This is a genomic window from Candidatus Terasakiella magnetica (assembly GCF_900093605.1).
Lineage (GTDB): Bacteria > Pseudomonadota > Alphaproteobacteria > Rhodospirillales > Terasakiellaceae > Terasakiella > Terasakiella magnetica.
Genome location: NZ_FLYE01000044.1, coordinates 107210 through 133762, shown reverse-complemented (window position 1 = coordinate 133762; position 26553 = coordinate 107210). Strand labels below are relative to the sequence as shown.

The 26553-nt window shown below is 47.3% G+C and carries 28 protein-coding genes; 20 read left to right on the top strand and 8 right to left on the bottom strand.

The window, feature by feature from the left end; all coding sequences use genetic code 11:
* Window positions 1-19 precede the first annotated feature (19 nt).
* The 10 genes from MTBPR1_RS12820 (at window position 20) to MTBPR1_RS12775 (ending at window position 6564) form a co-directional block, all read left to right on the top strand.
* A complete protein-coding gene (locus tag MTBPR1_RS12820; protein WP_069189410.1) occupies window positions 20-712 on the top strand; it encodes a hypothetical protein in 693 nt (230 codons plus the stop codon).
* A 54-nt stretch (window positions 713-766) separates the two neighbouring features.
* Window positions 767-1447: a RadC family protein gene (gene radC, locus MTBPR1_RS12815; protein ID WP_069189409.1), complete on the top strand. Its 681-nt coding sequence runs from the start codon at window positions 767-769 to the stop codon at window positions 1445-1447.
* A gap of 58 nt (window positions 1448-1505) precedes the next feature.
* Window positions 1506-1865, top strand: coding sequence for a DUF3887 domain-containing protein (locus MTBPR1_RS12810; RefSeq protein ID WP_069189408.1), 360 nt, complete (start codon window positions 1506-1508; stop codon window positions 1863-1865).
* Window positions 1866-2229: 364 nt separating this feature from the next.
* Window positions 2230-2595, top strand: a complete 366-nt coding sequence (locus MTBPR1_RS12805) for an AtpZ/AtpI family protein (protein WP_069189407.1) — start codon at window positions 2230-2232, stop codon at window positions 2593-2595.
* A gap of 31 nt (window positions 2596-2626) precedes the next feature.
* Complete coding sequence (locus tag MTBPR1_RS12800; RefSeq protein ID WP_069189406.1) at window positions 2627-3355, top strand: F0F1 ATP synthase subunit A; 729 nt, start codon at window positions 2627-2629, stop codon at window positions 3353-3355.
* A 119-nt stretch (window positions 3356-3474) separates the two neighbouring features.
* Window positions 3475-3699 carry an ATP synthase subunit C family protein gene (locus MTBPR1_RS12795; RefSeq protein WP_069189405.1) on the top strand — a complete coding sequence of 75 codons (225 nt, stop codon included), beginning with the start codon at window positions 3475-3477 and terminating at the stop codon, window positions 3697-3699.
* An 82-nt stretch (window positions 3700-3781) separates the two neighbouring features.
* Window positions 3782-4270 (top strand): F0F1 ATP synthase subunit B family protein, encoded by a 489-nt coding sequence (locus MTBPR1_RS12790; protein ID WP_069189404.1) that lies wholly within the window; start codon window positions 3782-3784, stop codon window positions 4268-4270.
* Window positions 4270-4803 carry a F0F1 ATP synthase subunit B family protein gene (locus MTBPR1_RS12785; RefSeq protein ID WP_069189403.1) on the top strand — a complete coding sequence of 178 codons (534 nt, stop codon included), beginning with the start codon at window positions 4270-4272 and terminating at the stop codon, window positions 4801-4803. Before MTBPR1_RS12790 ends, MTBPR1_RS12785 begins: the two co-directional genes overlap by 1 nt.
* 180 nt (window positions 4804-4983) lie before the next feature.
* On the top strand, window positions 4984-5952 hold the full coding sequence (locus MTBPR1_RS12780) for an SLAC1 anion channel family protein (protein ID WP_069189402.1): 969 nt from the start codon (window positions 4984-4986) through the stop codon (window positions 5950-5952).
* 18 nt (window positions 5953-5970) lie between these two features.
* Complete coding sequence (locus MTBPR1_RS12775) at window positions 5971-6564, top strand: DNA-3-methyladenine glycosylase I (RefSeq protein WP_069189401.1); 594 nt, start codon at window positions 5971-5973, stop codon at window positions 6562-6564.
* Here the strand turns inward: MTBPR1_RS12775 and cobM are convergent.
* The 7 genes from cobM to MTBPR1_RS12740 form a co-directional block, all read right to left on the bottom strand.
* On the bottom strand, window positions 6561-7325 hold the full coding sequence (cobM, locus tag MTBPR1_RS12770) for a precorrin-4 C(11)-methyltransferase (RefSeq protein ID WP_069189400.1): 765 nt from the start codon (window positions 7323-7325) through the stop codon (window positions 6561-6563). The genes MTBPR1_RS12775 and cobM overlap by 4 nt on opposite strands.
* Complete coding sequence (cobJ, locus tag MTBPR1_RS12765) at window positions 7322-9136, bottom strand: precorrin-3B C(17)-methyltransferase (protein ID WP_069189399.1); 1815 nt, start codon at window positions 9134-9136, stop codon at window positions 7322-7324. Before cobJ ends, cobM begins: the two co-directional genes overlap by 4 nt.
* Complete coding sequence (locus MTBPR1_RS12760) at window positions 9133-9837, bottom strand: precorrin-2 C(20)-methyltransferase (protein ID WP_240492900.1); 705 nt, start codon at window positions 9835-9837, stop codon at window positions 9133-9135. The genes cobJ and MTBPR1_RS12760 overlap by 4 nt, the downstream gene beginning before the upstream one ends.
* A 6-nt stretch (window positions 9838-9843) precedes the next feature.
* Window positions 9844-11034: a bifunctional cobalt-precorrin-7 (C(5))-methyltransferase/cobalt-precorrin-6B (C(15))-methyltransferase gene (locus tag MTBPR1_RS12755; RefSeq protein ID WP_069189397.1), complete on the bottom strand. Its 1191-nt coding sequence runs from the start codon at window positions 11032-11034 to the stop codon at window positions 9844-9846.
* Window positions 11031-12581 (bottom strand): precorrin-8X methylmutase, encoded by a 1551-nt coding sequence (locus tag MTBPR1_RS18495; protein ID WP_240492899.1) that lies wholly within the window; start codon window positions 12579-12581, stop codon window positions 11031-11033. The genes MTBPR1_RS12755 and MTBPR1_RS18495 overlap by 4 nt, the downstream gene beginning before the upstream one ends.
* Before the next feature lie 54 nt (window positions 12582-12635).
* A complete protein-coding gene (locus MTBPR1_RS12745; RefSeq protein WP_069189396.1) occupies window positions 12636-13586 on the bottom strand; it encodes a sirohydrochlorin chelatase in 951 nt (316 codons plus the stop codon).
* Window positions 13587-13748: 162 nt separating this feature from the next.
* Window positions 13749-16154, bottom strand: coding sequence for a Lon protease family protein (locus tag MTBPR1_RS12740; RefSeq protein ID WP_069189395.1), 2406 nt, complete (start codon window positions 16152-16154; stop codon window positions 13749-13751).
* A 106-nt stretch (window positions 16155-16260) separates the two neighbouring features.
* Here MTBPR1_RS12740 and MTBPR1_RS12735 point away from each other — a divergent pair, with 106 nt between their 5' ends.
* The 5 genes from MTBPR1_RS12735 (at window position 16261) to MTBPR1_RS12715 (ending at window position 20083) form a co-directional block, all read left to right on the top strand.
* A complete protein-coding gene (locus tag MTBPR1_RS12735) occupies window positions 16261-16518 on the top strand; it encodes a 4a-hydroxytetrahydrobiopterin dehydratase (RefSeq protein ID WP_240492898.1) in 258 nt (85 codons plus the stop codon).
* A 116-nt stretch (window positions 16519-16634) separates the two neighbouring features.
* The gene (locus MTBPR1_RS12730) at window positions 16635-17012 is read left to right on the top strand and encodes a response regulator (RefSeq protein ID WP_069189393.1); all 378 of its coding nucleotides are present in this window, start codon (window positions 16635-16637) and stop codon (window positions 17010-17012) included.
* Window positions 17013-17045: 33 nt separating this feature from the next.
* Window positions 17046-17795 (top strand): hypothetical protein, encoded by a 750-nt coding sequence (locus tag MTBPR1_RS12725; RefSeq protein WP_126465229.1) that lies wholly within the window; start codon window positions 17046-17048, stop codon window positions 17793-17795.
* Between the two features lie 19 nt (window positions 17796-17814).
* Window positions 17815-19341 carry a sensor histidine kinase gene (locus tag MTBPR1_RS12720; protein WP_069189391.1) on the top strand — a complete coding sequence of 509 codons (1527 nt, stop codon included), beginning with the start codon at window positions 17815-17817 and terminating at the stop codon, window positions 19339-19341.
* A gap of 13 nt (window positions 19342-19354) precedes the next feature.
* Window positions 19355-20083, top strand: coding sequence for a substrate-binding periplasmic protein (locus MTBPR1_RS12715; RefSeq protein ID WP_069189390.1), 729 nt, complete (start codon window positions 19355-19357; stop codon window positions 20081-20083).
* A 19-nt stretch (window positions 20084-20102) separates the two neighbouring features.
* Here the strand turns inward: MTBPR1_RS12715 and pap are convergent, their stop codons facing one another.
* On the bottom strand, window positions 20103-21641 hold the full coding sequence (gene pap / locus MTBPR1_RS12710) for a polyphosphate:AMP phosphotransferase (protein WP_069189517.1): 1539 nt from the start codon (window positions 21639-21641) through the stop codon (window positions 20103-20105).
* A 152-nt stretch (window positions 21642-21793) separates the two neighbouring features.
* Between pap and MTBPR1_RS12705 the strand changes: the two genes are divergently transcribed.
* Genes MTBPR1_RS12705 through MTBPR1_RS18490 form a run of 5 tightly spaced genes read left to right on the top strand, consistent with a single transcriptional unit; the run spans window position 21794 to window position 26545 of the window.
* Complete coding sequence (locus tag MTBPR1_RS12705) at window positions 21794-23566, top strand: ATP-binding SpoIIE family protein phosphatase (protein ID WP_069189389.1); 1773 nt, start codon at window positions 21794-21796, stop codon at window positions 23564-23566.
* Window positions 23567-23572: 6 nt separating this feature from the next.
* Complete coding sequence (locus MTBPR1_RS12700; RefSeq protein ID WP_069189388.1) at window positions 23573-23908, top strand: STAS domain-containing protein; 336 nt, start codon at window positions 23573-23575, stop codon at window positions 23906-23908.
* A 26-nt stretch (window positions 23909-23934) separates the two neighbouring features.
* The gene (locus tag MTBPR1_RS12695; RefSeq protein WP_069189387.1) at window positions 23935-24753 is read left to right on the top strand and encodes an MlaE family ABC transporter permease; all 819 of its coding nucleotides are present in this window, start codon (window positions 23935-23937) and stop codon (window positions 24751-24753) included.
* A complete protein-coding gene (locus tag MTBPR1_RS12690; protein ID WP_069189386.1) occupies window positions 24750-25580 on the top strand; it encodes an ABC transporter ATP-binding protein in 831 nt (276 codons plus the stop codon). The genes MTBPR1_RS12695 and MTBPR1_RS12690 overlap by 4 nt, the downstream gene beginning before the upstream one ends.
* Entirely contained in the window at window positions 25577-26545 is a 969-nt protein-coding gene (locus tag MTBPR1_RS18490) for an MlaD family protein (RefSeq protein WP_083223080.1), read from the top strand. Before MTBPR1_RS12690 ends, MTBPR1_RS18490 begins: the two co-directional genes overlap by 4 nt.
* Window positions 26546-26553 lie beyond the last annotated feature (8 nt).

Sequence of the window (26553 nt, the reverse complement as noted above, 5' to 3'; positions counted from 1 at the left end):
GGGTTTCTAGGGGTAGGACATGTCTGAAGAAAATACAAAGCCGGATCAAGAACAAAATGTTAGACCAATCAAAAATAAAACGGATTTATCAGCTGAAATAGATAAGCTAATTTTCATTACACGTGAAGCATCACAAGATAACATTTCTTCTAAAAAAACTCGTAAGCTCCAAAAGGAGCTAATCCTACTTAAAAAAGAGCTTCACAATCAAAAAGATGATACCTCTGATTTTTGGAAGACATATGATAAGTTCTTAGAAATAGAACATACTATGAAGTCTCCGATGGAAGTTTGGAAACAAACAATAATGGGATTATTTTTTCTTTATGTAATTATCATTTTCGCTTCAATGTTTGTTGATACCGACCTCTTTGGCCTGAAAAGCGAAGAAAAAACGAAACTAATCATATTTAGTGTTTTAGGAGCCTTTGCTCTACTTATCACAAAAACTTACGAAGACATTCTAAAAAAGAAAAAAAACCTTCTCGTAGAACTCCTTAGCTTTGGAATTCACTTTCTATTAGCTGTGATTGTTTCTTTTGTAGTAATTTCTCTATTTTTCAATGAAGGGGCTGATCAAAAACAAAACCAAGAAATAGCCTTTGCCACACCTGAACTCTTGGCCTTTATCTTTGGTTACAGCACCAAAATCGTTGTACTCGCCCTTAATAAAATGGTGGAAAAAGCTTCCAAAATGATCAAAGCGATCTAAAATCGCTCACGCCTTTTCATAACCTCAGCTTAGAGATAATCTTATGAGGTTCATGTGAGTGAGAAGCCCCATTATATTGGTCATCGCAAGCGCCTGCGCGAACGGTTTTTAAAATCGGACTGCAGCGCCTTGCATGATTATGAACTGCTGGAACTTTTACTGTTTGGCGCGATCCCACGTGGAGATGTGAAACCACTGGCCAAGCGCTTGATTGAGACATTTGGCAGTTTTGCCGATGTCATCTCAGCCGACGCCACGACCCTTTTATTAGAGGATGGTTTGGGGGAAGCTGCGGTTTGTTCGTTAAAAACGGCTCAGGCCAGTGGCATTCGCCTTGCCCAAGAACAGGTTTTGAACAAGCCTGTTCTGTCTTCCTGGCAAATGCTGCTGGATTATTGCCGGGCCTCCATGGCCTATCATGGGGTTGAACAATTTCGCGTGCTTTATCTTAATCGCAAAAATGTGTTAATTGCAGATGAGCTTCAACAACGCGGCACCATTGATCACACCCCGGTTTATCCGCGCGAAGTCATCAAGCGGGCGTTAGAGTTAGAATCGTCCGCCCTCATCATGGTGCATAATCACCCAAGTGGGGATACAACACCCTCAAGCGCCGATATAGACATGACAAAACGCATTAAAAATATCGCACGCCCCTTATCCATTGAGCTGCATGATCATGTGATTGTCAGTCGCAAAGGCTATTACAGTTTTAAAAGCCATGCGCTTTTGTAGTTGAAATTCATCTCAAAACCTTCCATAGCCATGCCAACGAATGATGAAAGGAAATCCCATGGAAAATTATTTCGGTAAACTTGGCACTTCACAAGAAGAAGCCCTCACACGCGTCACCCCCATTGTCGATTCTATCCTCAAAGCACAGGATGAAGGCGATTACGAAGGTTTCTGCGCGAGTTTTGAAGCCGCCCTTAAAAATAATATCACCAAAGACGATTTCCTGCGCAACCAACAAAACATTGTAAAAACAATGGGTACGCTGGCTAAAAAAGAATTCCTGACCACCATTCACCGCGATGGTCAGATCGGCTTTATCTATAAGGCGCGTTTTAGCGTAAGCGAAAATGATTTCATCATCACCATTACCTTTAATGATGAAGACAAGCCCAAAGCCTGTGGCATTTGGATCAGCTAAGCCTAAATACGACTGATCACATTGATATAAAAGGGGAAGTGGCTTTAAGCGCCTTTCCCTTTTTTTCTTGCCTGCGAAATATTATTTCAAAAGAGCTTCGTTACTGAAAATATATCACTTTAAAGACAGGAATCTACACGCTTAAAACAGCCTGTTTTACCGATTCCCACCCGATGGTGTGAAAAAGCAACTGGTAATCCCACTTTTTCATTTTTAAAAACAAAGACTTACAAGTCGTTTTTCCGGCCTTGACACGGGGGGTGTCCCTATATATGTTGCGACGCACTTCGGCTAATGGGCCGAGAAGTGGGGGGGACCACCTATCTCTTGCGCATTTTATCCCCGTAATTTTGGGGACAAAAAAATGAGCAAAGACGATAAAGATTCTCCTGAACTGGACGAGTTCGACACCCGTCTGAAGCAGGCGCAGGAACATTCTGTTGCGCCTCGCGGTTTGAAGGCAGCGACCAACGAACCGCCGAAAGGGTTAGGACTTGCCTTGCGCTGTGGCGCGGACCTTATTTCTGGTCTCGTCGTTGGCGTTGCAATTGGCTACGCGTTGGACCATTATGTGTTCGACACTAAACCGTGGCTGATGGTCCTGTTTTTCTTCTTGGGCGCTGCTGCTGGAATGATGAACGTTTTTCGAACGGTTCAAGGGCTCGGAATGGCTGCTGGCTATAAAGAGACTTTTGAAACGGACGGAAAAGACGATAATTTAAAGGATTAGGCCCGCTTGTTCGGGCAAAGATGAGGGCACCGTGGCTTCACCACTCGCGCAATTTGACATTAAAACTATCGGCCCTGAAATTAACATCGCCGGTATCGATGCGTCTTTCACAAACGCTGGCTTTATGATGGTTGCAACCGTCGCCGTCGTTTCTATCTTCCTGATCATGGGTATGGGCAAACGCTCATTGGTACCGGGTCGTTGGCAGTCTATGGCAGAACTCTGCTACAGCTTTGTCGCTGACATGGTTCGAGATAACGTTGGGAACGAAGGTCGTAAGTACTTCCCGATTATCTTTACTCTCTTCATGTTCATCCTGTTCGGGAACTTCCTTGGCCTGCTGCCTTACAGCTTCACATTTACAAGCCACATTGCCGTGACATTCACATTGGCAATGGCTGTGTTTATTGGTGTTACGCTGATCGGTATCGCACGTCACGGCATGCACTTCTTTACATTCTTCGTACCAGGGGGCGTTCCGAAGGTTATGCTTCCGCTTCTGGTACCGATTGAAATTATTTCTTACCTGTCTCGCCCTGTTTCACTTTCAATTCGTTTGTTTGCCAATATGACTGCTGGTCACACAATGATGAAAGTATTCGCGGGCTTTATTATTCCGCTCGGTTTCATCGGCGGTTGGGCACCGTTTGCTATTGACGTTGCTTTGACAGGCTTTGAGTTTTTGGTGGCGTTCTTGCAGGCTTACGTATTTGCTGTATTGACTTGCATCTACTTGAACGACTCCATTCACCTACACTAAGCCTAAGCAACTTAGTATAGGACTTCACGGACTTTTAAGGGTTTCGTTGACTTCAGGTAATGACGAAGCTCGAGACCCTAAAAGTCATAATTTTTACTTTTCTTATAGGACTTAGATCTATGGAACTCGCTGCTGCTAAAATGATCGGTGCTGGTCTGGCTGTAATCGGCCTTTCAGGCGTTGGTGCTGGTATTGGTAACATCTTCTCTTCACTTATCGGCTCTGTTGCTCGCAACCCTGCTGCTCGTTCACAAGTTTTCGGCCTTGCTATGCTCGGCTTCGCACTTGTTGAGGCGGTTGCTCTTTACGCACTGCTTATCTCTTTCCTTATCCTCTTCACCTAAGAAGTAGATAATCTAAGTTTCTAAGGGTCACTGATCCTTATTTCAGTGACCTTTGAAGACTTTTTTAAGGAAGGAGCGCAATATGCCACAGTTAGATGTGACCTTATTTGCCCCGCAAATCGTATGGCTCATCATCACCTTTTTAGCTATGTATTTTCTCATGGCTAAGGTGGCGCTGCCGAACATTGCCGAGGTTCTCGAAGAGCGTCAAACACGCATCGACGATAACCTTGAAAAGGCTGCCGCTCTGAAAAAAGAAGCGGAAGATGCTGCTGCTGCTTATGAAAGCTCGCTTGCTGAAGCACGTTCTAAAGCTCAAGACGAGGTTAAAGTCGTTCTTGATGCTGCAAACGCTGCCCAAGCAAAAGCTCAAGATGAGCTGGCTGCGAAGCTTGAAACTAAGCTTACAGAAGCTGAAGCCCGCATCGCGGAAGCAAAAGACAAGGCGCTCGCGAACATCAATGAAGTTTCAGGTGACGTTGCCAAGGCAACTGTTGAGAAACTAACTGGTGTTTCTGTAGACGATGCAGCGGTTAACGCCGCTGTTGCTAAAGCAATGGAGACTAACTGATGATTAGTGTCGCACACGCCGCTTCTGGCGCAGGCGCTGATGGCGGTATGCTTCATGACCCGACTTTCTGGGTTGCCTTAGCATTCATCGTTTTGATGGTCTTAATTGCTAAACCAGTATCTCGTATGCTGGCTACAGCACTGGATGATCGCGCCGATACGATTAAAGCACAGCTAGACGAAGCTGAAAAACTTCGCGAAGAAGCTCAAGAACTCTTGGCTTCTTACAAACGCAAGCAGCAAGAAGCGGAAGAAGAAGCCGCTAAAATCTTGCAGCGTGCGAAAGAAGAAGCAGCTCGCCTAGAAGCTAAGTCGAAAACCGATCTGGAAAACGCTCTTAAGCGTCGTGAAGCTGCTGCTGAAGCTCGTATTGCACAAGCTGAAGCCACTGCGATCGCTGAAGTGCAGGCCCTTGCAACAAATGTTGCTGTATCTGCTGCTGAAAAGCTTATGGCTGACAGCATCGATGCAACACAGGCTAACGCTATGATCGATGACGCAATTGCCCAACTCTCAGGTCAACTGAGCAACTAAGCAATCGTCACTTCGACAATCGCATCTTAAAAAAGAGTCTCCTATTTGGGGGCTCTTTTTTTTATGGCTTAATTTTCCATATCAGATTGATCTTTCACAATGTTCTAAACAGGCGTATTGCATATCAAGGGGCTAAGAGATACCATTCAATTGTTCTAAGTAATCAGGCGAGTGACACATATGTCAGAAGAGAAACAACAAACAAGCCAACTGCAATATTTCCCCATCCCCATGTTTGCCACAACAATGGGGCTTTCTGGCCTGAGCATCATTTCACAAAAGCTGGAATGGGTCATTGGCGGGGACGGTCTTGTCTTTACAAGCCTGGCCTATCTAACACTTGCCATCTATATTGCGATCCTCGCCACCTATACGCTGAAATCTTTAAAATATCCCGCAGCGGTTCTGGCAGATTGGAATCATCCCATCAAAATCAGTTTCTTTCCTGCTGCCAGCATCAGCCTGCTTTTATTGGGCAGTGCCTTTTTCCCGATTAATGAGCGGCTATCATTCTTTTTATGGTCCACAGGCTGTTTCTTTCAGTTTTTCCTCTCCATGGCAATTATCAACAGTTGGATTACCCATACCCGCTATGAAATCGTCCATAGTACACCGGCTTGGTTTATCCCGGCTGTGGGGAACATCATCGTGCCTGTCATTGGCGTGCAACATGCCCCTGTTGAACTTTCGTGGTTCTTCTTTGCATGGGGGCTGTTGTTCTGGGTCATCCTGCTTATCTTGATTATGAACCGACTTGTTTTTCATAACGCCATGCCCGATAAACTCTTGCCAACCCTCTTTATCCTGCTGGCACCGCCTTCGGTTGGCTTTTTGGCTTATATCCAGCTGGTGGGTGATCTCGATACTTTTGGGCGCTTGATCTATTACTGGGCCGCTTTCTTCTTTTTGCTGCTGGTTTTCCAAACCCATCGCATGGTGCGCATTAAGTTTGCCATGTCCTGGTGGGCCTATACATTCCCGCTTGCTGCCTTTACAGGGGCAACAAACTTGATGGGCGAGCTGACCGGACAGGTGTTTTTCCTCCATGGCGCTGCCACGTTATATGTCATCACCTTTATCGTTATCGCCGCCTTGGTGGTGCGCACCCTGCTCGCCCTCATAAAATGTGAAGTCTGCGTAGCAGATTAAATAAAAAAGGATGCTTTCATGACGACTTGTTCTTGGGCGACAAAAACACCGCGTGATTTAGACTATCATGATCATGAATGGGGTGTTCCGGTCTTTGAAGACCATAAACATTTTGAGATGCTCACGCTGGAAAGCGCTCAATCGGGCTTAAGCTGGAGCACAATCCTTGCCAAGCGTGAAGGTTACCTTGAAGCCTTTCATCAATTTGATATTGAGAAAGTCGCCAAAATGGGCGAGGCCGATGTTGAACGGCTGGTTCAATTTACAGGTATCGTGCGCCATCGCCAAAAAATCGCCTCAACGATTAATAATGCAAGCGCCATTCAGACTATTCAAAAAGAGTTTGGCAGCTTTAGCCATTATATCTGGTCGTTTGTGGACTACAGCCCCCTCGCCCATGAGCGTGCAAGCCTGAAAGACGTCCCCGGCAAAACCGATCTTTCAAACACCATTGCCAAAGATTTGAAAAAACGTGGTTTCAAATTCCTTGGCACCACCACGGTTTATGCTTACTTACAAGCCATTGGTATGGTGAATGACCATGTGGTGAGCTGCCCGCAACATACCAAGACAGCTCGCCTACAAGGTGAAGTGAAAAAACATAAGCCTTAAGACGCGTTCTTTTCACGCAAGACGTGGGTATGGTCCACATCATAAAGCTTACTATCAGTGAAATCCTCACTGCCTAACACATGACCGACAAGCACAAGGGCCGTGCGCGTAATGCCGCTTTCTTTAACCTTGGCACGAATATCTCTAAGTGTGCCATGGATAAAGGCCTCATCCGGCCAAGACACACGATAAGCCACCACAACCGGGCAATCTGCCCCGTAATGTGGGGTAAGCGTATCCACCACATGTTTGAGATTATTTACCGAAAGATGGATTGCCAAGGTTGCACCTGACTTGCCAAATGTTTCCAAATCTTCATTATTTGGCATTTTTGAAGACCGCACGGCTGTGCGCGTCAAAATGATGGATTGTGAGACATCCGGTAACGTAAGCTCTTTTTTCAAGGCTGCTGAGGCCGCTGCATAAGCAGAAACACCCGGCACCACTTCATAATCAATATCCAATGTATCAAGGCGGCGCATCTGCTCAGCAATTGCGCCGTAAAGACATGGGTCGCCACTATGCACGCGCGCCACATCATGGCCTGCTTTATGGGCGATCTCAATCTCAGCAATGATCTCATCCAAATGCATGGGGGCTGTATCTTTAACCACCTCGGCCTGATCAGCCTGATTAACAATGCCTTCAGGCACAAGTGATCCTGCATAAAGTACAACAGGGGCTTGCTTGATAATATTAAGACCACGCACTGTAATTAAGTCCGCAGCGCCCGGTCCTGCACCGATAAAATAAACCGTCATGAGGCCACCTTCATTTTCTTTTCATAACCACGTGGGGTATAGACCCATTTTTTCACACCGCGCTCAATCACACGGCTTTGGCTGGAACCGACCAGAACCATGGTCAACATATCAGCATGGTCTGAGCTTAGCTCGCCAAGGGTGATGACTTCCATGCTTTCTGTTGCGCGGCCTAAATTGCGCCCCAACACAACAGGTGTGGAAGCCGGACGGCCTGTAAGCAAAATATCACGGGCTTTTTCAATCTGTGTCACGCGGCGTTTTGAACGTGGGTTATAAAATGCCACCACAAAATCACCATCCGCTGCTGCCTTAAGGCGGCGTTGAATATCATCCCATGGGGTCAGCAAATCTGATAAAGAGATTGTGCAAAAATCATGATTAATCGGTGCGCCAATGCGCGCAGCACAAGCCTGCAAAGCAGAAATACCCGGTGCCACATCAATTTTAAGACGGTTCCATTCAGGCTTATCTTCTTTATCAAGCAATTCAAAGGCCAGTGTCGCCAAGGCATAAATCCCCGCATCACCAGAACAAACCAGACAAACCCGTTTGCCTTCAGCAGCAAGGTCAAGCGCAATGCGCGCACGGCGCTCTTCATTGGCAAGGCCGCTTTCATGGCGCTCTTTACCAACGATTAAATCTTCAACCAAATCAAGGTAAAGGCCATAGCCCACCACATCGGTTGCTTCGCGCAATGCTTGGGTTGATTGTGGCGAACGCCATTCATCTGAGCCCGGCCCAATCCCAATCACAGAAAGATAGCCCTGCCCACGGCCCAAGGCTTCGGGCTGGATATCAACGGGTGAGCGTGCAATGGCGCATGTTGCTTTATCGGTTTTATGTTTTTCAACCAGCAACTCACCCAAACCGCCAACAGCAGCAAGCGCAGCGCCTTCTGCCACACCATGACAGCCAACTTCCTTATAAACCACATCAGAGGGGTTTTTCAGGCGCGGCTGTTGAGCATCCAATTCTTGCGGGGTAAAAAAACGCGCCGGCACACCCAGCATTTCAGCCAGTGCATGAACGCAGGCTTCATCGGTTTTTACATCTACAGAAACCACACAAGCCACAGACTCTTTTGAAAGGCCTGCACTCTCAAGTGTTTTAAGTGCATGATCAATCATATGTTCTGCTGGGCAATCGCGCTCACATCCCACACCCAAGGCCAAGACAGGCGGGTGATAGAGAAGCTCATTACCATCAGGTTGCACACTGCGGTCCGAAATACGAATGCGTGGGAAACCTTCATGTTCAAAAGAAAGACCTTTGTCTTTTAACCATGAACTTTCACCAGCTTCTTCTTCCAAAGCAACCGCATCGTTATTGAGCAAAGCTGCGGCAATATCTTTTGCCTGATCAGGATTGGCAATGCGCCAGCCCCGTGGGGGCTCATCCAAGGCAAGGCCGAAGCTGAGCTCACCTGCTGTTGTAATGGCAGCCGCACCTTCCAAGATATCGGCAATCCAGCGCGAAAGTTCATTGGCCCCATGATGACCACCTAAAAGAGGCACAGCACAAGAGGCATCTTCAGCCACAGCCACCACTGGAGGCTCCACCCATTTATCTGAGAGAAGCGGCGCAAGGGCGCGGATCAAAATACCGCTGGCACAAATCCCGATAATGGGGCGACTTTGGCGAAACAGGCTTTGCACATGGGCAATGGTGTTTTCAAAGGTGATCGCACACTCAGGTAGGCGTTTTTTCAGACCGTGGATTTCCACATCGTCCATGGCTGTTGCCAGCTCACCAGCTAATTGATAACCGCCTTGTGACAGGCAGAGAAGTACAGGTGTTTTATTTGTCATTTCCACGCCTCGCCGCGTTTGTGAACTATGATCATTGAGAAATACGGAGCCTTTTCAAATTGCGCCTCATCCAGAGGCATGATTTTCTGATTATCCATGGTGGCATGTTCAATATAAAAAGCGTTTTCGCTTAGGCCCAAAGTCCCCAGCACATCGCGCACCTTGGTAAAATGGCGCCCGACCTTCATGATGATGGCTGCATCACATTGTTGCAAACGGCTCATCAATTCTTCACTTGGAAGCGGGGCAGGTAAAACGCTAAGCACATCATCGCGTGATGTGATCGGCACGCCGATTTGACAACAGCTTGCCATGGCAGAAGAGACACCGGGGACCACCACGGTTTTAAAACGTTCTGAGAGGCGCGCATAAATATACATGAACGAGCCAAAGAAGAACGGATCACCCTCACAGAGAACAGCAACATCTTTGCCTAACTCTAATTCCTTGGCGATCTCTTCACTATATTGATCATAGACATCATTGGCGGGAAACTTGCCCGGCACCATGGGGGTATCAATTTTAATCTCAAGCTGATTGCCCGGTAAGTGAGTTTCCACGATAGAGCGCGCTAAACTCGGCTTTCCAACAGGTGCCGGATAGGCAATCACCGGGGCTGCCTGCATAATTTTCAGCGCCTTAAGCGTAATCAGATCAGGGTCGCCCGGACCAATGCCCAGACCATAGAGTGTTCCACTCATTTTCATTTATTCCTTAATCGCAAAAAGTTGCAGCACAGGGGCCATGGGCTTTAAGGCTGACAATCGTCCAACGCTTTCTTCTCGGGATATGGCAATGCGGGTCAGTCGCGCGCCAATTTTATCGGCAAAATGCAACATTTCGCGCTCTGCCTCAAGTGTTACTGTGTTGGCAACCAGCCTTCCCCCGCAAGGCAAGGCCGCCCAACAGGTTTCAAGCAGGCCTTTTTTCGAAATCCCACCACCAATGAAAATGGCATCCGGCGTGGGTAAACCTTCTAAACCTTCTGGTGCTTTTGCATCCACAATCTCAAGGTTTGGCACGCCTAGGGCCGCCCCGTTATGGGCAATCATAGAGCGGCGGTGATCATTTTGTTCAATGGCAATGGCGTGGCATTTTTCATGGGCGCGCATCCATTCAATGGCGATGGAGCCACAACCGGCCCCCACATCCCACAGCAGCTCGCCAGCTTGAGGCGCTAATGTGGATAAGGTCACCGCGCGCACTTCACGTTTTGTAAGTTGCCCATCATGTTCAAAAAGATCATCCTCAAGCCCGCAAGTCTGGGGCAGGCGGCGCGCATCATGGGCGCCAATACATTCAATGGCAATGGTGTTAAGATCAGCCGTTTTTGCCGTCCAGCCTGTAGCCGTGCCTTCAAGGCGTTTTTCAGCCTTCCCCCCCATATGTTCAAAAACCGTGATATGGGAGTCGCCATAGCCATATTTTGCCAGAAGGTCCGCGACCTCAATCGGGGATTTTCCATCGCGGCTGAGCACGAGAATTTTTGCCCCATTTGCCACATATCGGTTGAGATTTTCAAGCGGGCGACCATGAATGGTCATGGTCACACAATCTGCAATCGCCCAGCCCATGCGCCCGGCTACCAAGGAAAATGCCCCGCAGGTAGGATGAACCATAACTTCAGAAGGCTCAAAATGTTTAAGCAAAGTTGCCCCGATGCCAAACCACATGGGCTCCCCCGTTGCAAGGACCACAACGCCCTTTTCACGGTTGGCCTTGATCTCATCAATGCCTTTGGAAAGCCCCACACCCCATGAAATTTTGCGCGCCTCACTTTCTACAATTTCAAGGTGGCGCACCCCGCCGACCAAAATATCTGCGTTTGAGATAAGTTCTTTAAGGCTTGAAGAAAGGGCCTCAAGGCCGTCTTCACCAATACCGATGATATGGATCATTGGGTAATCCCCTTTTTTGCCAAGGCATTCAGCGCAGAGGCTGCAATGGCACTGCCACCGCGTCTGCCGCGTAGCGTAATATAAGGCACATCAATATCTTGGGCCAAGGCAATCAGTGTTTCTTTAGACTCCATCGCACCAACAAAACCAACCGGGCAAGCAATGATCAAGGCAGGTTTAGCATAATGCCCATCCAAAATGCCTTGCACCAAATGGAAAAGTGCCGTTGGTGCATTGCCGATCACCACAACAGCGCCTTCTAACCACTCCCCCCAAAATTCCACAGCCGCTGCTGAACGTGTCGTGCCGAGCTCTTCTGCTTTGGCGGGCGTGCGTGCATCATTTAGGGTGCAAACAACCGGATTGTGATGGGCTAATCGTTTGCGAATAATCCCGTGAGAGACCATTTCCACATCAACCAAAATGGGACAGCCGCCTTCAAGTGCTGCACGTCCTTTGGTCGCCGCGCCCTCACTATAGGCGATATCCACCCCCACATCCACATCACCACAGGCATGGATCATACGGATGGCCACATCGCGCATTTCCTCATCAAAGCCCGAGACATCAATATCCTGCTCGATCATTTCCTGGGATTTGCGATAGATATCATTAGGCAGGCGCAAATAACTATTGAGCCACTCTAAGGCTTGGTCTTTTTCATTTTTGCCCACACCCAGAACCCAGCCTTCTTCTTTTTCCACAAGCTGGCGTTCTTGCTCACTTAAATTCTCATCCCCTTTAAACAAATCGTTTAACTCACCGACTTGATCAAGCTCCCCATAATGGCGTGCCATGGTGCGCACCTGAACCCCGTCTTTGGGTAAATCCCCAAGCGAAGAGACTTTAATTTGCGAGGGGTATATTTCTGCCAAGGTGATCTCGCCAAGTGCTTCACATGAAAGTCCTGTTTCAAAAGGCCAGACCTTGATTTGGCCTTCCAGCCAAGGATGGCGGCGCAAACCTTCTAAATGGGCAATCCCCATCATGGTTTGGGAGCCCACACAACCTGTACCGAGCAATTGCCAAACAGGCTTTACCCCAGAAATTCGTTGTTCACACAAACGCATCTCATTGGTCAGCGGGTTCATATAAGGCTTTTTGCTTTCTAAAAACTGGGTCTGGCGTGCTTTTGGGCACCCCCAAAAAGGCCCGGTGGTGCCGGAAATTTTCTTGTTAAACTCAGCGGCAACTTCAAAACGGTTGTTGTGATTATCCGACCCGTCCTTAATGCACGCAAAAAGCTCTTTCCACACGCCTGCCCAGCTTTGATCTTTTAAGCCCAGGCTTGCGGCAAAATCTTTTGGATAACCAAAGGCAAAATCACAGCCCACCAACACCTTAAGCCCGCGCGCCGCCAGATCACTTAAATGATCTGCAAGGTCTTTCATGGCAGCTTCGCGGGTCGGTGGGTTGTTAAGGGCGACTTCAACCAGCTTGCCACCGCGGCGTTCAATCAGACAATACCAGATGCTGTCGGCCCCGGTTTTTGGGGTCGAGGCAGCAGACCAGTCAACCATAATGTAGCTGTCAAAAAGTGAGGTCATGGACCCATTCCATTTTGTCACCCCCGATGAAATCGAGGATGACATTTAACGAAGTTACTTTTCATCACCATGGTGGTGATGGTGATGCCCATGTCCGTGATCATGGTGATGATGACCATGATCACCATCTGTACCAATGCCCATCACATGGTGGTGGTGACCAACTTGGGCCGTGCCAACTTCACCTTCATAACCAATGATCTGCTCGCGATATTTACACAGCTGACAGTTCATATTGTTCTCACCACTGAGCATTTCTTCAATGCGGTCCACAAAGGTATCAATCACCAATGGATGGTCTTTCAGGTAGCCTGCTTTTACAAATTCAATATCAGGATTTTGGGCCGCAACTTCATCAGTCTGATCATAAATGCGTTGAACCAGAATACCTGTAAACAGGAAGTAAGGGATCGTGATGATGCGCTTGTAACCAAGCTTGGCAGCATGTTCCAGACCTTCTGGCACACGCGGGAAAGCAACGCCTGAATAACAGACTTCACCCCAGCCAAAGCCCATACCTTCCCACAACATGCGCATAACTTTATGCACGTTGGAATTGGCATCACTATCGTTTGTGCCGCGCCCGACAACCATCAACAAAGTGTCTTTACGATCAACCTCGCCTTCACAAGCCGCTTCAGCTTCTTCGATACGTTGCTGGCAGACTTCTAACAAACGGCGATCAATGGCAAGCTCGCGACCAAAGCGCACATCAAGTTCTTCATGTTCTGCAGCAAAATTATTAATTTCGCTGGGCAGATCGTTCTTTACATGGCCTGCAGCAAACAACATGCCCGGCACACAAAGGATCTGTTTTGCCCCGCGCTCAACCAGCTTATCAAGACCTGTGCGAATAATTGGTGTGGCGAATTCTAAAAAGCCGCTTTCCACATCGCGATCGGGAAACCGTTCGCGCAGGTTTTTTGCCAGCAGATTGAATTCTTCAACAGCACCATCATCACGGCTACCGTGACCACAGATCATAATTGCAGGAGTATCAGACATGTTTGTAAATCTCTTTATCAGTGGGTGTTTTGCCTTACAGCATCAAACAAAAGGGCTCTGCCTCTAAGCATCAAGCCGACTGTTGCTTTCGTTTAGCGCTTTCAAGGGGCAAGAGCAAGGATATTGTTTGAAAGGAGAACATTACAGCGTCATTCTTGCGAATTAATGTTCCCCCACCCGCGCCATTTCAAACCAGCGCCGTGTAAAGGACATAAGCCGCACAGCAGCGAGACGATTAATCGTGCCGATTGGATATTGACCATGTTCATCCAATTCACCGGCAGGAACGCCTGTGAGAATCTCAATGCCCTGATCGATATCTTTCACCGGATAGATATGGAAATCACCACGCTCGCAAGCTTCCACCACATCTTCGCGCAACATGAGATGTTTGACGTTATCTTGCGGGATCAAGACCCCTTGTTCACCATTAAGGCCACGCGCCATACAGACATCAAAGAAGCCTTCAATTTTCTCATTCACCCCGCCAATGGCCTGAACATGACCGTATTGATCCACTGACCCGGTCACCGCCAAAGACTGTTTAATCGGCACATCAGCAAGGGCTGAGAGCAGACTATAAAGCTCGGTTGATGAAGCGCTATCGCCATCAATATTGGAATAAGATTGTTCAAACACGATATTGGCAGTGAGAGATAACGGACGGTCCTTGGCAAAACGATGGGCCAAAAATGAGGTTAGGATCAACACCCCTTTGGAATGAAGCGGGCCGGATAAAGCCACTTCACGCTCAATATTCACGATCTCCCCCCGGCCCATACGCACCGTACATGAAATGCGCGACGGGCGGCCAAACATGAAATGATCCAGCTGCAATACAGCCAAGCCATTGATCTGGCCGACCACTTCCCCTTCCGTATCAATATGGATGGTGCCACGGTGGATTTCGTCTAAAATCCTTTCACGAATACGATCAGAACGATAGATTTTTGCATCAATCGCTTTTTCAATATGGCTTTTTGAAATCACCCATTGCTTATCTTCACGGCACCAATAATCAGCTTCGCGTACCAAATCCACAATACTTGCCATATGGGTGGTTAAACGCTCAGAATCCTCACACAGGCGTGAGCCATGTTCCACAATGCGCGCCACACCGGGTGGATCAAGCGCAAGTAAACCTTCTTGGCGCACAAAGGTCGCGATCAGGCGCGCATAAGTACACATGGTATCATTGCTGCGCTCCATACGATCATCAAAATCAGCCGCGACCTTAAACAGCTCATGAAAATCCGGATCAAGATGATTAAGCAGATAATAAAGCTGTGGGTCACCCAATAACACCACTTTAATATCTAGCGGAATGGGTTCAGGCTCCAACATCATGGTGGAGCCCACACCATAACTTTCAGCTGCGGATTCAATGCGAATGGATTTGGCATGCAAGATACGTTTTAATGCTTCCCACGCAAAAGGCTGCATGAGGATTTTATGGATATCAAGCATCAAATAGCCGCCATTGGCCTGATGTAAAGCACCAGCCTTAATCAAGGTAAAGTCTGTGACTTGCGTGCCATAGGTCGCAATACTTTCAATGCGCCCGACCACATTGGGCAATGTGGGATGGTCTTCTTCAACAATGGGCGCGCCTTTTGCCTTTTCATCATGATCCACAATCACATTGACCTGAAAACGGCTAAAGTCCGGTGGTTTGGCCCCGAGCATCGCCAAGCCTGCCACCTGATTATTTTGTTCTTGGGGGAGGAAATCATCTGCGGTTTCAATCACGTCTTCTTCCACATCATCCAAATAAGCCTCAACCAACTCATGGCCTTTATAGGCTTTGCGCAGCTCCATAATCTGGTGTTCCACCGCATATTGGGTGACTTCGCGGTTAAGTTCACGCACGCTAAGGCGATATTCCTTTTCCATGCGTGGCAAGTCTTCAACAATCTGGGTGAGTTCTTCTTGCAGCTCATCGATGGCTTCTTTGCGCGCATCTTGGTCTTTTTGGCTAAGCGACTGAAATTCTTCCGGCTTTAAGATCGCGCCGTCTTTTAAAGGCACAAGGGCAAAGCCTGTGGGCGTGCGCAACAGGCCGATATTTCTCTTTTCACCACGTTCTTGAAAATCCCCAAAGGCTTTTTCCTGAACATCCTTATATTTCTGCTCTAACGTATCGCGACGTTGGCGATATTCTTCTTTTTCAAAAGCTTGAGGAATGGTGGCTTTTAAGTCATCGACCAATTGATCCATGGCATCGGCAAAACCACGCGCTTTGCCCGGTTCAAACGAGATGGCTTTGGGTTTGTGGGGGAGGTCAAAATTATTTACATAGACCCAGTCTTTGGGAACGGGTTTGTCTTGTGCTTTGTCTTTTAACAGGCGCAACACAAGTGAGCTTTTACCCGTGCCCCGTGGCCCAAAGGCAAACAGGTTATAGCCATTACCCTGCATACCAATGGCAAATTTTGCAGCCTCCAGCGCACGGTCTTGCCCGACAAACTGATCAAGATCATCCAGTTCATCAGTCGTTGTGAACTCAAAAATCTTCGGATCACAGGCCCGATAAAGGTCTTTGCGTTTTAATGTCTTGAGAACACCCATCGCCCCCTCCTTTGATTTAAGACAAAGGTTTGTTTTTATGCAATTATTGTACTCTCTTTTTGAAAACTTTCAAAGCCTCCCTATATGAAAGATGGAGGTACATATCATGATCGACATATCCCACCTTACACATTGGAGTCGCCTTGAAGCGCGCGATGCCATGGTGCGCACATTTAAATTTAAAGATTTCAATCAGGCCTTTGCCTTCATGACCCAAGTCGCCCTCAAGGCTGAAAAAATGAACCATCACCCAGAATGGTTTAATGTCTATAACCGGGTTGAAGTCACGCTCACCACCCATGACACAGGCGGGATCAGCGAAAAAGATATCAAGCTGGCTGAATTTATGGATGCTCTTGTTTAAGGGCTTGACCCATAAGGTAAAAACCCTAGTTCCCATATGGGGATATTCAATTTTACATCACATGATAGAGTGCAAATGCTGAGTCTCTAGCGAAGTAAACTTGGAATAATAAAAATATGTACAATATTCTTTTCATTGATGATGAGAAAAAAATTCTCAATGGAATCCGTCGGGAGCTTTATGGAAGTAAGCTTGATTGGACTTTTCATTATCGCGATAAAGCAACCGATGCGATAACATTGCTTGAAGAAGATAGTGATATCGACCTTGTGGTTACAGATATCAAAATGCCTGATATGGATGGGCTCGCGCTCATTACCCATTTACAAAATCATTTTCCCGGGCTTAAAACCATCGTCCTCTCCGGTCATTGTCACCAAAAGGACCAAAAAAACATTGAAGAAATGGGCATCCCCTTTTTCAGCAAACCATTTCCACTTAATGATTTAATGAATACCATATCCCTATCACTGGGTATGGAACAAAACCTGTAGATATTTATTGCACTCCCACCTTTGAGAAACACCATGATGTACCGTTGCCTAAGTCTCATTATTTTATTCACAGCTCTGTTCTTTAATCAAAATTCTTATGCAGAGGCTGCCAAGGAAGTCAAAATTTACACCTATCATACCCATCCTCCTTTTATTATTTCCAATGAAACGGGGCTCACGCATGACTTGGCAAAATTCCTGACAAACAAATCAGACGGACAGTATAAATTTACAGTTTCACCCAGCTCTCGCCCTCGGGTAAATAAGGTCATCACAGGTAAAAAACTCGCCATTGTGCCTTGGGTCAACCCCGCTTGGTTTAAAGATAAGGCAGAGACAAAATACCTCTGGAGTGCTGAGACATTGCTAAATGATGGCAACTCCATTCTCTCAACCAAAGTAAAACCGGTGATGTATGATGGTGCAAAAAGCCTTGAGGGCATGATATTTGGCGGGTTACATGGCCATAACTATCCTGACATTGACCCTTATATCGAAAAAGGCGGAAACATCCGTCGTGTTAATTCAGACAACCATCTAGATAACCTTGAAAAACTCATCAATGGCGATATCGATTGTATGTTGATGCCCACATCCAGTGCCCATTTTGAAAAGTCACAAAATGCCCACTATAAAAACATCTTCATCGCACCTAAAAAACATTCATCCTATAAGCGCCGAATTTTGGTGATCAATCACCATAAAGAGCTGAAAGCATTTTTAGATCAGACACTTGCTAATCATCGCAATGAATGGAAAACACTTGTCAGTCCTTATCAATAAGCCTTTGATGTAATCTGTAATGACTGATCAAACATCCAAAATTTATAAGCTCAATTTTTATGATCGCTTGGAAGTAAAGTTCCTTAGCGTCTTTCTGCCCTTAGTCATTTTTTTTGCTGTTCTTTCCATCCTTCTTGTTGAGGGAATAGACTATCAAAAAACTAAAGTACAATATAAGAAAGCCCAACAGAGCATCACCGCTGACCTTCTTGCGCTGAGCGGTGAATATCTCTGGAATTTAGATAAACGGCGCCTTGGAAAGCTCATTGAAAGCCAGCTGGTGCATCCCGGTGTGACTGGCATTATTGTATGGGATGAAGACGCGCAAGTCTTTATCCAGCAAGGCCACCAAGAACAAGGCGAAAACGCAAACCTTATTGAAGAACCTATTTATTTTCAAACCGACAGCGCCCGAGAAGAAATCGGTAAAATTCAAATTTTCTTCACCGACAAATACATTTTTGAGGCCTTTATCACACGTGTGCTTCAAAACCTGCCTATCGTGTTGATCATTTGCATCTCCATTATTTTGGGCGCAATTTATATCAGCCAACAAATGATCAAAAAACCGTTGAAACGGATGGTCAAGGCCATTGAAGAAACCGAGCATGACAACTTCCCCACCCCAATCAGCTGGGAGAAGAAAGATGAAATCGCCATGGTCATCCATTCCTTCAACCAGTTGATGAAACGCCGCCAAGACCTGCACCAAGAAAACAAGCAACTCGCCAGTAACCTGTTAGAAGCGCAGAAAATTGAAGCCATCGGCCATCTCGCAGGTGGGATTGCCCATGAAATCAACACACCTATTCAATATATCAGTTCTAACATTCATTTTATGAATAGCGCACAAAAACGCTATGTGAGTTTTCTAAACAGTCTAAAAGATCAACTCTCAAAAGACAGTGACACCCAAAACACTGAAGAGTTCAACAAATGGGTTGAAGCAAAAATTGAAGAACTTGATCTGGATTTTATCTCAGAAGAAATAGACGGCTGCCTTACAGAAACAACTGAAGGCCTTACCATTATCAGCGACATCGTGCGCGCCATGAAAGAATTTAACCATAGTGGGCAAAAAGATAAGAGCCAAGTTGATATCAATGGCTGCCTTAAACGTGCTTTAACCATCTCTTCCAATCAATGGAAACATATTGCCCGTGTTGAAGAACAGTTACATGACGGTGACTGTATGGTCATGGGATATTATAACGAAATCAATCAGGTGATCCTGAATTTAATCATCAATGCCACCCATGCCATTGAAGACCACAAAACTGAGCGCAAGGGCGTCTTAAAAGTTACCAGCGCCCTCAATGAAGACCATTGCCTCATCACAATTTCTGATAATGGCACGGGTATTCCAAAAGATGTTCAAGATAATATCTTTTTACCATTTTACACGACCAAAGAGGTCGGGCGCGGCACCGGGCAAGGGCTGACCTTATGTTATGATATGATTGTCAATAAACACAAAGGTAAGATTTATTTTGAAACTGAAGAAGGAAAAGGAACAACTTTCTTCATCAGGCTTCCCCTTAGATAGGCTTCCCCAGCATATGAGTAAAAAAACAACATTCTTTTTTTTGGTGAACCTTCTACTGTTCCTCTGCCTAAAGGCACCGACGGGACAGGCAAAAGACATTACAGTGGGTATTCCTCATAACCCGCCACTGGTTTTTCGCGATGGTGATCGCGCTGGCGGGATTATCCCGACCATTGCCATAAAAGCTTTAAAAAAAATGGGCCATCGCGTTGTTTTTCGCTCCATGCCGTTTGGTCGTATGTATAAATGGCTTCATAGCGGTAAAATCGATGTTGCCCTTTCTGTTCTTGCCACCCCACAACGCCAGAAAAACGCCCATTACAGTGACCCTATTCTTGTTGAAAAGCTGAATATCGCCACCCACACTCAAGGCAAACCACACGACTTATCTGGATTTGCCAAACATGGTATCTGTGGCATTATTGGTTTTTCCTATCCCACCCTTATCTTCACACCGCAAAATATGATCTTGGAAAAAGACTATGCCACCTGCTTATCCAGCTTAACTAAAAAGCAGGTTGCCGGGGTGATTATTGGCTCCATCACCGGCCCTTATATTATACGCAATGAGCGCCTTGACAGAAAAGTTACGCTTTTGCCCGGTGCAGTAGGTTTTGTAAATATTGGTGCAGCCCTAAGCCATAAGGCCTTTAGCGATAATGATCTGGCTGAGTTTAACCACCATATACTCACGACCCTTCAATCCCCTGAAGGACAGGCTCTTATTGCACCTTATCAATAAGAGCCCGTTCCATAAGTCTTTACTTCTTTGCCAAGCGTGCTTCCAGCGCATCACAGACTGAGCGCAGAACTTTCAGGCGGGCAAACTTCTTATCGTTGCCTTCCACCAAAGTCCATGGTGCGTTTGAAGTGCTGGTTTTTTCAACCAGATCGTTGACCGCTTCTTCATAAAGCGCCCATTTTTCACGGTTACGCCAGTCTTCATCTGTCAGTTTCCACTGTTTCCATGGCGTCACTTCACGCGCTTTAAACCGTGCTAACTGCTCATCTGGGTCAATATGAATCCAGAATTTCAACAAGACCGTGCCATGATCAACAATTTGATCTTCAAAATCGACAATCTCACCATAGGCACGACGCCATTCATCTTCACGCGCAAAGCCTTCGCAACGCTCCACCAGCACACGCCCATACCATGAGCGATCAAAAATCGTCATGCGCCCCGCGCGCGACATATGACGCCAAAACCGCCACAAATAATGGTGCGCACGCTCGTCATCATTGGGCGCTGCAAAAGGCAAAACCTTATAACTGCGCGCATCAAGGGCCGTGGTAATGCGCCGGATATTGCCGCCTTTACCAGCAGCGTCTGAGCCTTCAAATACAAGAACGGTCGAAACCCCTCTTTCGCTTGCCTTGCGCGACAACATATTAAGGCGACCCTGAAGGGCTTTCAGTTCCGTTTTATAGGCCGCTTTCTCCGCCTTCTGGCTCATATCAAGACTGCTGAGAACCGTTGGATAAGGCAATGGTTCAACAGGGGCGTCTTTATTGGCTTTGCCCGCATCGACTTCAGGTTCACTTGCTTGTTTTGCCTTAAGTTGAGCCAAGGCTTCTTTTTGTGTTTTGCGCAACTCAATATGGCGCACAATCGCATCGCGGATTTGCTTGGCAACGGTCAAAGAGGCATAACGCGGATCAACCCCTTCCACGATAGACCAAGGTGCATGACCTTTAGAGGTGCGCATAATCAGACGCTCTGCACTATCAATAAACTGATCATACAGGCGCCAATGGTTCCAATCACTTTCATTCACCCGCCAAGACTGAAGTTCGTCTTTTTCCAGTTTCTTTAAGCGCTTTTTCTGCTCATCCTTGCCCAGATGCATCCAGAATTTCAGGATCAATGCCCCATCATCTGCCAAGGTTTTCTCAAACGCTTTAATGCGGTCGAGCTTTTCATCATATTCTGCCTTGGTGATGGTGCCATAGACATTATCCAGCAGAGGCGAGCTATACCAAGAGCTTAAGAAAATACCGAGCTTGCCTTTAGGCGGTAGATCGCGCCAATAGCGCCAATAAGGCGGACGTTCCGATTCTTCATCAGAATGGCGCACATAGGCATTGTTATCAATCCAGCGTGAATCCATCCATTCATTTAAAGAATTCACCGTGGTGCCTTTACCAGCACCATCCACACCAGCCATAACGATAACAACAGGGAAGTCACATTGCCTGAGGTCTTGTTGAATGCCTAACAGTTCTGTTCGTAAATCCTGAACCTCTGCTTCAAATTCTTTTTTAGAAATCGAACGCCCTAATTCCGCTGTCTCAAACATGTGCCCCTCCACAACCATTTATTTTCTTTGTCTATTAAAATACAAAAACAAAGCGAGAGTCCATTAGAAACAATAAATTGGCTCCACGGGAAAATGGGCAAAGCCTTAAACTTCTCCTTTTCGTTTAAGAATAATCCGGTCATAGTAGCGCCATGGAAAAGACACATGACGATACAATCCCCGTCAGCATTGCAGAGCAGATCAACCTGCTCGCCAGCATGACAGCAGAATTTGCCAACACCTTAAATGTTGATGAAACCCTGCAAACTGCCCTGTGTGAAATCACCGATTATCTAGAGGCTGAAGGCGGCGCTGTCTTCTTATTAGATGAAACTTCCCAGATCATCACCTGTGTGGCCTGTTATGGCGCAACCGAAATTACCGGACTCACCCTTGAATATGGTCAAGGTATCGTTGGGCGCTCTGTTGCTGCCAATGAAGGGGCCTTGGTGCGCGATGTTAAAAATGATCCGAGCTTTTATGGTGCAGTTGATGACCAAACGGGTTTCACCACCCGCTCCATCCTCTGCGCGCCTTTAAGCGTAAAAGACCGTTGCGTCGGTGCCATTGAGCTGGTGAATAAGAAAAACCACGATGACCTGTTTGGTGAAACCGATTTAAAGGTTTTAGAAACATTAGCCGCCTCAGCTGCCCTTGCGGTAATCAATGCGCGCATGGCTAAAGCCCTTGTAGAACAAGAACGTGTCAAACGTGAGCTTGAACTGGCCGCTGAAATTCAACGGCGTTTTTTGCCAGATGAAAACAGCTCTTCTGAAGAACAAATCGCTGGTATTAATAAAGCTGCGCGCGGTGTTTCCGGTGATTTCTTTGATTATTTCACCCTGCCCGATGGTCGGCTTTATTTTACCCTTGGTGATGTATCAGGCAAAGGCATCAATGCAGCCTTGCTCATGTCTAAAACAGCCTCCTTATTTCGCTGTCTGGGCAAAACGGTGCGCGACCCGGGCAAGCTTTTAGGCCGCATTAATGCAGAGCTTTGTGAGACCGCCGCCCATGGCATGTTTGTCACCATGGTTGCCGGGATTTATGATCCAAGACCGGGATGTGAAGGATTAATCCGCCTGTCTAACGCAGGCCATGAACCTGTTGTGCTTCATCAAGATGATGAATTTGAAACCTTTGGCGCAGATGGCCCGCCCCTTGGTATTGTGCCGCCCATGCCCGGTGAGGATGGGGCTTATCAAGAAGTACAAATTTTCCCAAAAGGCGGCTCTCTTTATATCTATACTGATGGTCTGACAGAGGGCTATACCCAAAGCGGCGCGCCATTAGATACAATCGGGGTGCGCAAAATCCTGAATGCCTTTCAGGACCAACCCTTAAAGGTCCAGCTCCATCACCTTGTGCAGGCGGTTTCACAAAGTGGTGAGAAGCTGCGCGATGATGTGACGGTTTTAGCCTTAACCGATTCGCTTCGCAAAGATGACGAGATTGAAGTTAAAGCCAGCTTTGATGATAGTGAACAAATCGAAGAAGCCGATGGGGAATGGCTGATTGATTTTAAATTCCCGGCGCGCCCCAGCTGGATGAAACTATCGCGTGCCTGCGTGCGCGAAGCCTGTTTAAAAGTCGGTTGTGATGAACAGACCACAACCGATGTCGTGCTTGCCTTGGATGAAGCCTGTCAGAATGTCATTCGCCATGCTTACGGCGGGTCCAGTGATGAAGAGATTGAACTGACCGTGCGCCAAAGACCGGGCCGACTGGTCTTTCGCCTGCGTGATTTTGCCCCCATGGTTGCACCGGGCATTATCAAACCACGTGATTTAGAAGAACTACGCCCCGGCGGGCTTGGCACGCACCTCATTCAGGAAGTTATGGACGATGTGCAGTATCTTCGCCCCACACAAGGCGAAGGAAACCTGCTAAGATTAGTTAAAAATATAGAATTGAATAAAGGCTAAGAAAAAATGGACCTCACAAAACGTGAAGAAAACGGCGTTATCATCTTTGAACTGAGCGGTGAAGTTGATCTAGAAACCTCTCCGCAACTGCGCCAAGCCCTGTTAGAACAAGTCAATAATGGTCAAGCCGTTGTGGTGGGTATGGCTGATGTCTCATATATTGACAGTTCAGGCATTGCCAGCCTTGTTGAGGCTTTCCAGACCGGGCGGCGCAACACAACGGGCTTTGCACTGGCAAATATTTCTGAAAGTGCCATGCGTGTTTTACAACTGGCTCGCTTGGATAAAGTCTTTACAATCCATGGCACAATTGATGAAGCTGTTAGCGCGCTCAATACGTAAACACTCATTTTTCTAAAGGGTATAAAATGGGCGAACGAGAGGCTGACAACAGCCCCCTTGCACAAAAGGTCGAAAATGTCGGGCGCAACACCTTGGTGGGTGTGTCTGAAATCGGCTATTGCGCGTCTCTTATATGGGAAAGCCTCTACTGGGCGTTTATGGGGAAAGCCATGGGCCAGCCCGTTCGCCTGCAATCTGTTTTTGCCCAGATGATGGAAACTGGCATTCGTGCTATTCCCATTGTTGCCATGCTCGGGGTCACCGTTGGGATGATGCTTGCCATTCAAGGCATCTATACCATGCGGATTTTTGGTGCAGAAAGCCATGTCACTATCGGTATTGCCTTTTCCGTTGTGCGTGAATTTGCCCCGCTGATCACAGGCATTTTAGTTGCTGGGCGCTCAGGCTCGGCCTTGGCTGCGCGCATTGGCATTATGAACATCAACCAAGAAGTCGATGCGCTCTCGGTTATGGGGATTAATCCGGTGCGTTTTCTTGTGGCCCCAGCCCTCCTTGCCATGGTGATTATGGTGCCTTGCTTAACCTTTTTTGCCGATGTGATCGGCCTGCTTGGTGCGGGCCTTTATGTCTCGCTTGATCTGGGGATTTCTCTGGCGGCTTATTGGGATCAGGTCTTTGAATGGTTAAGTGTAGATGATGTCATGCACGGGCTTGGTAAAAGTGTTCTCTTTGCCATTCTCATTGCTGTCATTGGTGTGGCCAATGGCGCAGGTGTGCGCGGCGGCGCTGAAGGGGTGGGTAAAGTTACCACACGGGCGGTTGTGCAATCCATTTCAGCCATTGTTTTAACCGATATGCTCTTTGCTTTCATGGTGACACGATGAGTAAACCCACAGAAGCCCAACTGCTGGCCCGCGACAAGATCATTGAGGTTGAAGACCTTGTCACCCATTATGGCGAGCGCCAAATCCTCAATGGCATTTCCATGGATGTGCGCGATGGGGAGATCATGGTGATTATGGGTGGCTCGGGCTCAGGTAAGTCCACCTTGCTGCGCCATCTCATGAGCTTGGAAGCCGCCACTTCCGGCACCATGAAGCTTTTGGGCAAAAACATTGCTGATCTTTCCCTTAAAGAAACCTATGACTTGCGCAAAAAAATTGGCGTGGCATTTCAAGGCGGGGCGCTTTTTAGTTCCATGAGCGTGGGGGAAAATATCAAGCTGCCTTTGCGCGAACATACCAAACAGCCCGAAATGACCATGGATATCATGATGCGCATGAAGCTTGAAGTGGTTGATTTGGCAGGTTTTGAAGATTTGACCCCTTCTGAATTATCCGGCGGCATGCTTAAACGCGCCGCTGTTGCACGCGCCATTATCATGGACCCGAAGCTACTGTTTTTTGATGAGCCAAGCGCGGGCCTTGACCCCGTGGTTGCCGCCCAACTTGATGAGCTTATCTTGCGCCTGCGCGATGCTATGGGCATGTCCATTGTGGTGGTCACCCATGAACTGGATAGCGCCTTTCGCATTGCAGACCGCATCACCATGCTGGATCGAGGCAATATTTTGATGGTGGATACACCGGAAAATATGAAAAACTCGTCCAACCAACGCATTCAAAACCTGTTAAACCGCCGCATCGAGGAAGAAGAACTTGATGCCGACGCATACCTTCGTCGCCTAACTGGAGAGGACCTTCACCCATGAGCGCCCTGAAAAACGCCAAGATGAACTATATGATCGTTGGCAGCTTTGTCATCGCCAGTATCGTGTGCTTGATCATCGCCGTTGCTCTGCTCACCGGGCGCACCGGATCGGTTGATACCTATTACACCCTCTATAACCGTGTACAGGGGCTGAAATTTGGCACCCAAGTGGTCTATGAAGGCTATCCGGTGGGACAGATTGAACAGATCATTCCTGAAAAACATGATGGACGCATGCGTTTTAGGGTGGAAATGTCTGTGGCTGAAGGCTGGGACATTCCCCAAGATAGTGTGGCTGCGGTTTCTTCCGCCGGCCTTTTATCTGCACTGACCATCAACATTCGCGCAGGCGATAGCCCCACGCCCCTCACGCCGGGTGATAAAATCATGGGGATTGAAAATGCCGATATGTTTGCTGCCATGTCCTCACTGGCAGAACAGATCAGCTCGCTTATGGAAACAGATGTACGCCCGCTCTTGCTCAGCCTGAATACAGCTGTCAACAGCGTTTTTTTTTTCAAGCAGAAGACGGCATACGAGATTGCCACCAAGCTGAAAGACATTATTGATGAAATCGGTGTACGCACGCCGCAAATTGCCGATAACCTTGAAAGTTTCAGCACGGATTTAAATAGCTCAGGCAGCGAGCTTGCAAAGATTTTATCGCCTAACAATCGCCAGAAAATCAACAGCACCATTGCTGATCTTGATAAGCTGGGCTCCACCTTGGAAAAAGCCGATCATATGGTGGGCAATATGGATAATATGGTTACTGATAGTAAGCCGGAGATGGAAAAAGCCATTGCTGATTTGCGTTTCGTGATGGAAACGCTTTCGCGCCATATTGATACGATTTCGCAAAACCTTGAAGGCACCAGCCGCAATATGTACGAATTTAGCCGTCATATCCGCCAGAACCCGGGCCTGTTGTTGGGCGGAACCCCACCAACGGATAAAGCACGTTAAGGGCAAAG